This window comes from Hungatella sp. SB206 (assembly GCF_051132295.1).
Taxonomy (GTDB): domain Bacteria; phylum Bacillota; class Clostridia; order Lachnospirales; family Lachnospiraceae; genus Hungatella; species Hungatella effluvii.
In genome coordinates this window covers 4,377,283-4,389,106 of the sequence record NZ_CP096603.1, presented here as the reverse complement: position 1 = coordinate 4,389,106, position 11,824 = coordinate 4,377,283, and the positions used below count along the sequence as shown (strand labels likewise).

Annotated in this window: 10 protein-coding genes; all 10 read left to right on the top strand. The window is 40.0% G+C overall.

Annotated elements, in window-relative coordinates; genetic code table 11:
* Positions 1-88: 88 nt before the first annotated feature.
* The 10 genes from M1L66_RS19310 (at position 89) to M1L66_RS19265 (ending at position 11,809) form a co-directional block, all read left to right on the top strand.
* Positions 89-706 carry a TetR/AcrR family transcriptional regulator gene (locus tag M1L66_RS19310; protein WP_006567750.1) on the top strand — a complete coding sequence of 206 codons (618 nt, stop codon included), beginning with the start codon at positions 89-91 and terminating at the stop codon, positions 704-706.
* 78 nt (positions 707-784) lie between these two features.
* A complete protein-coding gene (locus M1L66_RS19305) occupies positions 785-1,372 on the top strand; it encodes an MptD family putative ECF transporter S component (RefSeq protein WP_006567749.1) in 588 nt (195 codons plus the stop codon).
* A complete protein-coding gene (locus M1L66_RS19300; protein WP_006567748.1) occupies positions 1,372-2,097 on the top strand; it encodes an energy-coupling factor transporter transmembrane component T in 726 nt (241 codons plus the stop codon). Before M1L66_RS19305 ends, M1L66_RS19300 begins: the two co-directional genes overlap by 1 nt.
* Positions 2,098-2,110: 13 nt before the next feature.
* Positions 2,111-3,610, top strand: a complete 1,500-nt coding sequence (locus M1L66_RS19295) for an ABC transporter ATP-binding protein (protein ID WP_006567747.1) — start codon at positions 2,111-2,113, stop codon at positions 3,608-3,610.
* A gap of 440 nt (positions 3,611-4,050) precedes the next feature.
* Positions 4,051-4,662: an MptD family putative ECF transporter S component gene (locus M1L66_RS19290; RefSeq protein ID WP_006567746.1), complete on the top strand. Its 612-nt coding sequence runs from the start codon at positions 4,051-4,053 to the stop codon at positions 4,660-4,662.
* Entirely contained in the window at positions 4,659-5,360 is a 702-nt protein-coding gene (locus M1L66_RS19285) for an energy-coupling factor transporter transmembrane component T (RefSeq protein WP_006567745.1), read from the top strand. The genes M1L66_RS19290 and M1L66_RS19285 overlap by 4 nt, the downstream gene beginning before the upstream one ends.
* 46 nt (positions 5,361-5,406) lie before the next feature.
* Positions 5,407-6,159: a thioesterase II family protein gene (locus M1L66_RS19280; RefSeq protein WP_024739135.1), complete on the top strand. Its 753-nt coding sequence runs from the start codon at positions 5,407-5,409 to the stop codon at positions 6,157-6,159.
* Positions 6,149-6,916: a 4'-phosphopantetheinyl transferase family protein gene (locus tag M1L66_RS19275; RefSeq protein WP_025483254.1), complete on the top strand. Its 768-nt coding sequence runs from the start codon at positions 6,149-6,151 to the stop codon at positions 6,914-6,916. The genes M1L66_RS19280 and M1L66_RS19275 overlap by 11 nt, the downstream gene beginning before the upstream one ends.
* A complete protein-coding gene (locus tag M1L66_RS19270) occupies positions 6,846-8,405 on the top strand; it encodes an AMP-binding protein (protein ID WP_006567742.1) in 1,560 nt (519 codons plus the stop codon). The genes M1L66_RS19275 and M1L66_RS19270 overlap by 71 nt, the downstream gene beginning before the upstream one ends.
* Complete coding sequence (locus tag M1L66_RS19265; RefSeq protein WP_008726745.1) at positions 8,402-11,809, top strand: non-ribosomal peptide synthetase; 3,408 nt, start codon at positions 8,402-8,404, stop codon at positions 11,807-11,809. Before M1L66_RS19270 ends, M1L66_RS19265 begins: the two co-directional genes overlap by 4 nt.
* The last annotated feature ends 15 nt before the right edge of the window (positions 11,810-11,824 follow it).

The window sequence follows — 11,824 nt, the reverse complement described above, 5'->3', positions numbered from 1 at the left end:
GGGTATTGATTTTTTAGGAAAAGGGTGGTAAAATCTATATTACGGTGTAATATTACAGTGTAATATAGTATAGAATGGAGGGGAGGAAATGTCAAGGGATTTCCAGCAAACTCATGAAAATCTTTTGGCCTGTGCAAAGAAACACTTCTTAGAATTTGGCTTTGAAAGAGCCAGTATTAGGGAAATCTGTAAAGACGCAAATGTAACCAATGGTGCCTTTTACAATCATTTTGCTGATAAGGAAGCTTTATTTGGTTCTTTAGTGGAATCAGTTGTTCAGACAATCCAAAAGATATATTCAGAATCAATAGATAAGCATTTTGATTTAGTAAAAACAGATGAGCTTAAGAATTTGTGGAGGCTGTCAGAAAGTACGATTATCCAGATAATCGAATATATTTATGAGCATTTTGATGTATTCAGGCTGCTTCTGATGTGCTCGTCAGGAACAAAGTATGCAGGCTTTTTAGACGACTTGGTACGCGCAGATGTGCAGGAGACAATAAAACTCATTGCAGAATTAAAAGCACGCGGTGTACCTGTCAATGATTTAGATGAGGACGAGTGGCATATGTTGGTCCATTCTTACTATGCTTCAATTGCGGAAATTGTTATGCACAATTATCCAAAGTCAGCTGCATTGAAGTATGCTCATACGCTATCGGTATTTTTCAGCTCGGGCTGGCAAACTGTTTTGGGGATTTAATCCCCAAAAAATTTCCCCTACAGTTAGCTGAATCTAACTATAAAATATGAAATTAGTCATAACGAAAGGACGATTAAAATGCAAAAATCTAATAAACTAAATGGAAAAGATCTTATCAATGTAGGAATTTATACTGCCATGACTCTTGTAATATTTTTTGTTTTCGGATTACTGACTGCACTGCCTGTAATATATCCATTCCTTCTGTTTATCTGGCCGTTTGTATGTGGCATTCCTATGATGCTGTACTACACAAAAATTCAGAAATTCGGGATGCTGACAATTACAGGTGTCATCTGCGGTCTGTTTTTCTTTCTTATAGGCTATACATGGATTGGGCTGGTGGGGTGGACACTGGGCGGAATTCTTGCTGATATTGTGTTAAAGGCCGGTCAGTATAAAAACTTTAACGTTACCCTCCTAAGCTATGCGTGTTTTTGCCTTGGCATGATGGGATGCCCTGCGAATCTTTGGATTGCCGGGCAGTCCTACTGGGAAAATATTCACAGCTCCATGGGGAACCAATACGCAGAAACATTACAATCTATGATGCCATCATGGATGATGTATGCGGGATTTGTGATTTTGTTTGTCGGCGGGATTTGCGGTGCTTTGCTCGGTCATAAAATGTTAAAGAAGCACTTTGAGAGGGCGGGTATTGTTTGATGCACATGCTTGCTGTTACAGAGACGAAAGGATTCCATTTAGACCCACGGACAAAATTACTGCTGATGGCCGTTGTAGCTACCGCCGAGTTTTTATATGGCCATACCGCTTTTATGCTTGCAGTGGCTTTGATACCTTTTATTCTATTACTTACAAACAGACAATATAAGGCAGCGGCCATTTTTATAGTTCTGTTTGTAGCTGCTTTGGTGGTTAAGGAAATCCAAAACTCAATTCGTTTTCACATGGTTGTCAATATGATTGTAGTTTTATTGGTGGGATTGGTTTTAAGGCTTTTTCCTGCTTTTGCAATGGGGAATTACATAATTAAATCTACTACTGCCAGTGAGTGTATTACATCACTGAGCAGAATGCATATCGGTAGGAATATTACCATTCCTCTTTCTGTATTATTTCGCTTTTTGCCTACCATGCAGGAAGAATCAGCAGCTATTAAAGACGCTATGAGAATGAGGGAAATCCAGTTTGGTACGAAAAAATTTTGGCAGAATCCAATGGCACTGCTTGAATATCGTTTCATACCGCTTATGATTTCGGTTGTAAAGATTGGTGATGAACTGTCTGCGGCAGCGTTGACCCGTGGGCTGGATAATCCAGCAAAGCGGTCAAGCATAACGAGAGTTGGATTTACCTGTTACGATGCCATTGCGGTAGTAATTTCAGGCGTTATGCTGTTTGTCACCTTATTTATTATTAAATGGTAGAAGGGGAAGTGAAATGATAGAAATTAAAGATGTGTCCTTTACCTATGAAAGCGGAGAATCAGAGAATAGCCTGCGTAATATCAATTTGAAAATCGAAGATGGAGAGACTGTTTTACTATGTGGTGAATCTGGTTGCGGTAAAACAACTTTGACGCGCCTGATTAACGGATTGATTCCGCATTATTATAATGGACAGTTAACGGGACAGATTTATTTGGATGGGAAAGAGGTAAAGGATTATCAGTTATATCAGATTGCCCCCATGGTTGGCTCTGTATTTCAAAACCCGAGAACACAGTTCTACAATGTAGATACGACAAGCGAGATTGTGTTTGGATGCGAAAATTTGGGGTTGCCGGTGCAGGAAATGCTGGCAAGGCTTGAGAATACAACAAAATGCCTTAAATTAGAAAATCTGCTTGGACGGAGCCTGTTTGCTTTATCTGGTGGAGAAAAGCAGAAGATAGCCTGTGCATCGGCAGATGCTATCTGCCCTAATACTTTTGTTTTGGATGAACCGTCCTCAAATTTGGATATTTCTTCGATAAAAGATTTAACAGAAGTAATTCGCCAATGGCAATCTGAAAATAAGACAGTAATCGTTGCCGAACACCGCCTTTATTACCTGGCTCCATATGCGGACCGAATCATATATATGAAGCGCGGAGAGATATGTAATGAATATACAAGAGAGGAATTTTTGGAACTAGATCCAAAGGAGTTAAAGAAAATGGGATTACGTGCATTAAATCCATTTGACTTGATGCCTGAAAAAAAACCTGAAGCAAATGAAAAAAGCCTGCAGATTGATAACTTTTGGTTTTCATATGAAAAACGGGGATATCCGATTGTAAACATACCGAATTTAACATTGCCGCAGGGAGAAATCATTGGAATCATTGGTGACAATGGAGCTGGTAAATCCTCTTTTGCCAGATGTCTATGCGGATTAGATAAATCTTCAAAGGGCACTTTGAAATTAAATGGCAATGCTCTCAATGCGAAGAAGCGCCGGCATATTTCCTATATGGTAATGCAGGATGTAAATCACCAGCTTTTTACAGAAGATGTACTTGATGAACTTTTGCTGAGTATGGATGGAGAAAATGAGGAAGAGGACAAGGTTCGGGCACAAGAAATTTTGGCCGGGCTTGATTTGTCGGATAAACTGAAACTGCACCCAATGTCGTTATCCGGTGGTGAAAAGCAGCGAGTCGCTATTGGCAGTGCTGTTGCATCTGGGAAAGAAATAATCATATTTGATGAACCCACCAGTGGATTGGATTATAGACATATGCTTGAGGTTTCAGAAAAATTAATACAGCTAAAAGAAATGAAAAAAACGTTGTTTCTGATAACGCATGATCCTGAACTGATATACAAATGCTGTACACATCTTATGTTTATTGAGCATGGCCGTATATTATGGCATCGGCCTATGGATAACGAGGCTGTAAGACTTTTACAGGAATTTTTCTCCCACGAAAAGGGTGATTCAGCAATGGCTATATGAAAGCGAAAGAGTACTTTGAAGTGGGCTGAGAGAAATGTTATTTGTCATAAGGACTAAAGAGAACTTATTTCGGATATAGAAATACGTAAGAGTAAGCTGGAAGTTAATATAATGATTCAGGCCGCAGTACTTTTTATAATAGTGACAATGTCGATTTATCAAAAAGTCTGCGGCAATTATTTTATAATTTAATATTTAAGTAAAACGAAATTTAATTGAATGTTTCATAAAGTCATCTACAGCCCTGTGATGTGACAAGCCTTTGAATGAAACAAACTGTTAAAATGGGCTATTTTAAAAAAATACACATTTAAAGGGGTAGAAATATTAAAAAGAATCCTGTAAAATACAATAGAGTTAGTTGCTGCTAACATGCCGAGGCTTTAACTAATAGTTAGTAGCAACTAACCAAAACCACTATATTACAGGAGGATCTTTATATGAGTGAAACAAAGGGAAGTAAGTTTAGTATCAGAGACGTAATCACGGTTGCAGCCATGTTGGTAATCAATTATATGATAGCAATGGTGGTCAGCGCTGTCACATTGCCATTTTCAGAAGTGTATTTATATGGTTCAGCCGCCATTGACGGCTTTTTAGGAGCTGTATTCTTCCTTGTAGCGGCAAACCGGGTGAACAAACATGGGCTGTTGTTTGTTTGGGCATTTGTGTATGGCCTTATCCAGGCACTTATGGGTTACGCCTTCTTGCTGCCATATTTCCTGATTGTAGGCGTTATTTCCGAGCTGTCTATGATTGGAAAAAATACATATAGAAAGCCGATCCGCAATATGATTGGCTGGGCTTTAAACAGTATCGGGAATTTCGTTGGATGTGCGGTGCCTCTCTGGTGGGCATGGGACAGTTATAAAGAAATGGCATTAAATAGTGGCTTTTCACAGGAAACCTTAGATATGCAGTTTTTAATGTCAACCCATCCGGGGCTGATGCTTTTGGGCTGTGCAATAACCGGTCTTCTTGCTGTATTAGGTGTTCTGTTCGGGCAGAGACTATTAAGAAGACATTTTCAGAAAGCTGGTATTTTGGAATGATTATGAATCATAGTAACATCAGAAAAGTGGAGCAGATCGATGGCAGGACAGTGTTGCTGTTGGCTGTCTGCGCATGCTTCACTTCCTTCTTAAGCACCAGTTTGCTGGGGCATGGTTTATATATGATATGGCTTTTTCTATTGTTATGCTATTTTGAGTTATTTACGATGGGATTAGGAATGTTGGGGGTATATATCCTGTCGGTAGTTTGGCTGGCTATTAATACAAAATACCATATCTCTTTTCCATCACCGCTGTTATTTCATATGCTTTATCGTCTATTGATGCCGGCGATGATTGTGTGTCTGATAGTGCATATACCTTCAGGCAAACTGACTTCCAGTATAAGGAAGTTACCGATTCCCGAAAATATAATGCTGATTATAATTGTCATGCTCCGGTTTGCTCCCACCCTTGTTCATGAGTTTGGTGAAGTAAAAGACGCTATGAAGGTAAGAGGCTTTTTGCGGTCTATAAGGACAGTCCTTTTTCACCCGCTTAGTACATTGGAATATGCAATTGTCCCTATGGTTTTCAGAAGCCTGAAAATAGCGGACGAACTGGCATCATCAGCCATTGTCAGAGGAATCGAGAGTCCGTATAAGAAAGATAGCTATTACATTATAAGTCTGACTGCAAAAGATATTTTCTTAGTAATGTCCAGTACCATCATTGCTGTTGTTTGCTGCAGGGTTTAAATCAGTGGGGGGCGGTTGGGTTAGTCTGGATTCAGGAGGTGAGGTTATGATATACAATGGGAAATTGATTAAGAATTCGGAAGGTATTAGCCCCCAAAGTACAATAATGTTTTGTTTCCCATATGCAGGAGGCGGTGCCGCTTTCTATGCTAAGTGGATTCAATATTTTGACAAGAAACTTTCGGTTTGCCCCATACAATTACCGGGAAGAGAAGAACGTATTGGTGAGAAGCCATATTTGAACATGCAATCACTTGTAAAAGACGTTGTGGACGCTATTATGAGGTTTGACAATGACTTTATCCTATTTGGCCATAGCATGGGCGGCAAAATAGCATTTGAAGTTGAAAAAATGCTTGAGAACAACAAAAGGGTAGCAAAGTTGGCGATTTTCTCCGGAAGCAGAGTTCCCCATATTCCGGAACCACAGCCGATATCTCATTTGACAGAACAGGAGTTTTTGATTGGCCTGGAACGATATGACGGTATTCCGGAAGAAATAAAAATGGATAAAAGACTGTTGAACTTTTATATGCCGATAATCAGATCGGATTTTATTCTGGATGAAAGCTATTATCCGGATGCCCCATCAAAATTAATATGTCCAGTTTTGGCAATTGGCGGGAATGAGGATAGGGAAGCGACCCTGGCCGATATTAAGAGATGGTCTGAATACACGCAGAGCAAGTTTCAGTATTACCTTTTCAGAGGCGGGCATTTCTTTATAAAAGAAGATGAGGAAAATGTATTAAAGTTAATTCATCAAAAATCTGAGGAGTTTATCAATCGTGAAAATTAAAGTGATTCGTCCTACATTCACTTCACGGCATTGCTTTATGAATAATCTTCCTCCAGAAGAAATACAGGTTTGGATTCTGCGGTGGAGAAGCATGACAGGTTGGATAAAAGAGAATTGGGGAATCTTGAATGAAGAAGAGATAAAGCAATATACATCATATGTAAAGTATGAAGACATAATGAGAGGTGCAATAGGGCGAATCGCTGTAAAAAAGATTTCTTCATCTTATCTTGGCAAAGATATAAAAGATATACAAATTGAGAGAGGACGTTTTGGGAAACCATATCTGTGCTGTTCTGGAAAACGTCTATCTATAAATTACAACCTATCTCACTCGGGAGAGATTGTAATGCTTGCCTTTGGACGTAATGTTCAGGTTGGCGTAGATGTGCAGGCAATAAAACAAATACAGGAATATCAAAGGCTCGCAGAAAATTATTTTTCACCAGAAGAAACAGCAACTGTAATCAGGCAAAATAATATTGAGTCCTTTTTTGAATCTTGGACAGCGAAAGAAGCCTATGTGAAGGCAATCGGCTATGGGCTTTATAAAGATTTCGCCTCTTTTTCTGTAAAAATCGGCGGAACCAGCAGTGAAAGCTACGGAGATCAGATTTGGCGGATTTGTCAAATTGCTGTAGATAAATGTCATAAAGCATGTTTGGCATATGGAATGAGGAATGAGAATGAACTATGGGAAGAAATTGCGACCGGTACAGGAGAAAACGATAGATATCTGGCTGGGAGAAAGGTTTAAAGCAAATAGAAATAAGACCGCTATTGTGGAGGGCATAAATCGTATTACCTATGGAGAACTGGAAAAGAAAATCAACCAGTATGGCTGCTATTTCAAAAGGCGCGGGATAAGCAAGGGTGAACTGGTTGTTTTGCGAATACCGAATGTAAAAGAGTTTGTATTTGGTTTGCTGGGGTTAATTAAAATAGGTTCAATCCCAATTGTTACAAACTCTTTATTTGGTGAGAATGAGTTAAAGGGCATTTTTGATAAGACGGATGCCTCAACATTGGTTTTCTATGATAAGGACGAAGTATCATTAAGGATTCACAAGGGGCGTGCAAGCAGACAGATTTGTAAAATCGCAGTCAAGGATATAGCCGAAGGATTGAAAGAAGACACCGAAAATATCATCGAAGAAAACAAGGAGCTTGACAGCATAGCCCTCCTTATGTTGTCAAGCGGAACAACCGGAGTTCCTAAATTAGTGCCAATCACTCATAGAATGATTTATTGGCATATTTATGGATATAATCAGAAATTCCAGTTTACGTCCTCTGACAGTTATTTAGCTTGTCTGCCATTAGCACATAAGGTTGGGTTATATTCGCCCGGAATTCTGAATGTGTTTTTCGCAGGGGGAAAAGCTGTTTTATGCAGTGACCTGGACTGCGATGATATTTTTGTACAAGTTGAAAAAGAAAATATTACAATTACAGCCTTAGTTCCAACACTGGCGCGAATCTGGAATCAGTATCTGAATCAAGAGTGTGGATATGATTTGAGCAGCGTCAGGAAAATCATTATTGGAGGTTCCTTGGTTGATGAGAGCCTTGTTACAAAATTAATTGAAAAGGTGGAATGTGAGGTCTTACCCCTTTATGGAGCAACGGAAGGACTGGCCCTGTATAGTATTTATGATCGCAGCAATCTTGGCGATGCGGTAGGCTACCATTATTCGGTGTCTGGCTATGAGGAAATCCGGATTATTGATGAGAATGGCATGGACGTACTGAATGGTGAAGAAGGAGAATTGATAATTCGTGGACCATTTACCATTCAAAGTTATTATAACCAGGATGTCAGTATGAAAGATAAGTTCACATCGGACGGATTTTATAGAACAGGCGATAAAGTGAGATGGGATTCCACATATGGATATCAGGTACAGGGAAGGATCACGGACCAAATAAATAGGTCTGGTGAGAAAATAGAACCGAGAGAGATTGAAATATTTATAAGTGAACATCCGAACATTGATGAGGCGGTGGTAGTAGGTGTTGAGGATTTTCTAATGGGAGAAAGAATTTGTGCTTTCATCATGACTGCGGATGAAAAAATTAATTTATCACATATACGAAAATTTCTTATGGAAAAGGGGTTGGCAACATATAAGCTACCAGACCAGCTTGTGAAGATAGATGAGTGGCCTCTTACATCGGTAAAAAAGATTAACCGGGTAAAGCTGCGGGAGATTGCGAATAACACTGCAGGGAAGGAGAAAATATGAAATCGGAGATTACATATGCAGAGCTGTGTCAGATTATAGCAGAGATTGGGGAGTATTCTTATACTGCAGATATAGAAAACATAAATTTGATTGAGGCTGGATTTGAATCCTTAAAGGTAATGCTAATATCCAGTGAGCTAAAACGCAGAGGTATCAATGTCCGCGTTTCTGAATTGCTGAAAAAACCGTATCTGGCGGAATGGTGGAAAATAATAAAAATGCAGAGTGTCAGCGCAGAAAGTAAAAAGGAAGTGGATAGGAGTCGGACGGAAACGATGGAATTTCCTCTTACCGATGTTCAGCATGCGTATTGGGTGGGCAGAAATCCAGATCAGGTGATGGGAGGAATATCGTGCTATCTGTATTTTGAGTTTGAATGTGGGGAAATAGACCGGCAGAGGTTATCAAAGGCGTGGGAAAACGTGCAATACCTGCACTCATCGCTCCGGACAAAGTTTTTGGAGAGCGGAACCCAGGTTATTCAGGATAAACCATATAATTCCAGCATCATAATATATGACTTACAACAATTAGATGAAACAGAAAAGAAAGAGAAAATGGAAGCGGTAAGAAATGAGTACAGTCATAAAGTGTTGGCTGTTGAACGAGGCGAAGTGGCAGTACTCATTTTATCGGTTATAGGCAAGAACAAAACTATCTTGCATTTTGGCATTGATTTGCTGGTAGCGGATTTAAAGAGCATAAAGATTATTTTTTCGGATTTAGAAAAATTATATAATGATTGTTCTTTTGAGAAAACGCAATCGCCTTTTTCTCTTGAAGAGCACATGAAGCATAAAGAAAATGAGGACGCTTACCGAAAAGTGGCCGCTTATTGGAAAGAACACTTTGCTACACTGCCGGAAGCGCCGGAACTGCCATTAAAGAGAGCGTATCAATCGGTAAAGAAGCCGGTGTTTAAAAGAAGAAATTTTATGCTGGAGAAAGCGGATTGGGACAGGCTTGCGGCAAGTGCTGCGAAGAACCAGGTCACACCTGCAATGATACTGCTGACCATTTATACACAGATATTAGAACGTTACAGCAATCAATCGGATTTTCTGATGAATATACCTCTGTTTAACAGACCGTCAGAAGCAGAGGACAAAGTGGCTGATTTTACAAATATCCTTTTGCTTCCGGTAAAGGGCATTGAAGAACGAGGTTTTATTAGTAAAACGAAAAGAATTCAGGAAGCCTTTCTGGAATCGCTGGACTATTCTGCTTATTCCGGAGTGAAAGTAATAAGAGATATACTAAGGTCAAGGCCAACACAAAAGCTTGTGGCGCCAATCGTATTTTCTTGTGACTGCATGGAACCAATCATTACTGATGGGTTTGCAGGGAGTTTTGGCAAATTAAAATATATTTCTTCACAGACACCGCAAGTTTTGATAGATTTCCAGGTCATGAGATTCCCGGAAGGCATTTTGCTTTCGTGGGACACAGTTGAAGATGTATTCCCGAAAGGCTTTATAGAGGATATGTTCAGTGCCTATATAGAATGTTTGAGATGGACTATATCCAATCCTGACAAATGGGGGGAAGAACTTCCTGTAATATCAGAGACAAAATTCGCAGAGAGATATTCAGGCATAAATACAATTGGGGTAAAGCAGAATCTATGTCTGCATGAACTTGTTTTTAGAAATGCAACAGACCGTAGCAGCAAAACGGCTGTCATAGAAGGCACCGGCAGAACCTTGACTTATTATGAGCTGTGCAAAGAAGCGAAGAAATTAGCACGTTTATTACAGCTGGAAGGTGTAGGGCCTGGCGATAAGGTGGCTGTGCGATTGCCCAGGGGAGCAGAACAGATAATATCAGTACTATCAATATTGCTGCTGGGTGCATGTTATGTGCCGATTGGAATGAACCAGCCGGATAAGCGCATCGAAAAGATCGTGAAACGCGCTGATATAAGATATATGGTATCTCATGGCTGTCATTTAAGGTTAAACAGAGTGAATATCATTGATGTGAATGACCGGGCGAAGCGGGAGGAGATATCTGCCAATGAACCAGTAAATCCTTCCAGCAGTGCTTATGTTATTTTCACCTCTGGAACTACTGGAGAACCCAAAGGCGTGGAGATTTCCCATTTTTCAGCCATGAATACAATTTGTGATGTGAACAAGAAATGTGACATCAGTGAAAAAGATAGTTTATTGGCAGTGTCTTCTTTGGAATTTGATTTATCGGTTTATGATATATTTGGAATTCTTGGAACGGGCGGGACTATAGTCTTGCTGGACGAGGCGAGTAAAACAGATGCTGCTCAATGGTTGGATTTAGTTACCAGATACCATATAACCTGTTGGAATTCAGTGCCTTTTCTATTACGGATGCTTCTGGAACAGGCACAGGCTGAGGAGATGAAATTGCAATCCCTTAAAACCGTATTGTTGTCCGGGGACTGGATTGGTACGGACCTGCCGGCAAAATTAGCAGATGTTGCTCCAAATTCTGAATTGACAGCTCTTGGTGGAGCAACTGAAGGTTCTATATGGTCTAATTATTATCAGGTGAAGCTGCCTGTTCCTAAAGAGTGGGTATCAATTCCATATGGAACTCCCCTGGACGGACAGCTATACAGGGTCGTTGACCAGAGGGGAAGAGACTGCCCTGATTGGGTGCCGGGAGAATTATGGATTGGCGGAATTGGAGTGGCAAAGGGCTATGTCGGTGATGAAACCACTACAAATAATAAGTTTGTATCATTTAAAAACATAAGATGGTATAAAACCGGTGATATGGGAAGGTTTTGGAATGATGGAACAATTGAATTCCTGGGAAGAAAAGATACGCAGGTAAAATTCAGAGGGTACCGGATTGAACTGGGAGAGATTGAAGCAGCAATCAACAGGGCGGAAGGTATTAAGAGTTCTGTTGCATGTATCGTTTCGGAAGGCGGCAGTCAAAAACTTTGTGCGTTTATTGTTAAAAACGACCCAGATAGTGAGTTGATTCAGGACGAAACCATAAATCAGTCGATTAGTTCCTATCTTCCTCTCTATATGGTTCCATCTGAATATCAATATGGAAAGTCTATACCGTTGAGTGCAAATGGGAAAGTTGACCGTAAAATGGTAGCAGAATTGTTTTTTAAAGAACGTCAGGCTGTGGCCGGTTACGAAAAACCGCAGGGAGCTATAGAAGAAGAATTAGAACGGCTATGGATAGAAGTACTCGGTTCCACAAAGTATTCAAGAGATATCAGCTTTTTTAAAGCCGGAGGCGATAGCTTAAAGGCGATTATGCTGATTGATAAAATTAAAAAGTCACATTTAGTCAATGGAGATCTCGGGACAGCAATATTAGTGAATGCCCCTACGATTAGAGAACTGGCAAGTCAGATACAAATGATTAATCAGGGTGCAGAGTTGACGATTGATACCATTTAGCTGCAGACAAGGAGA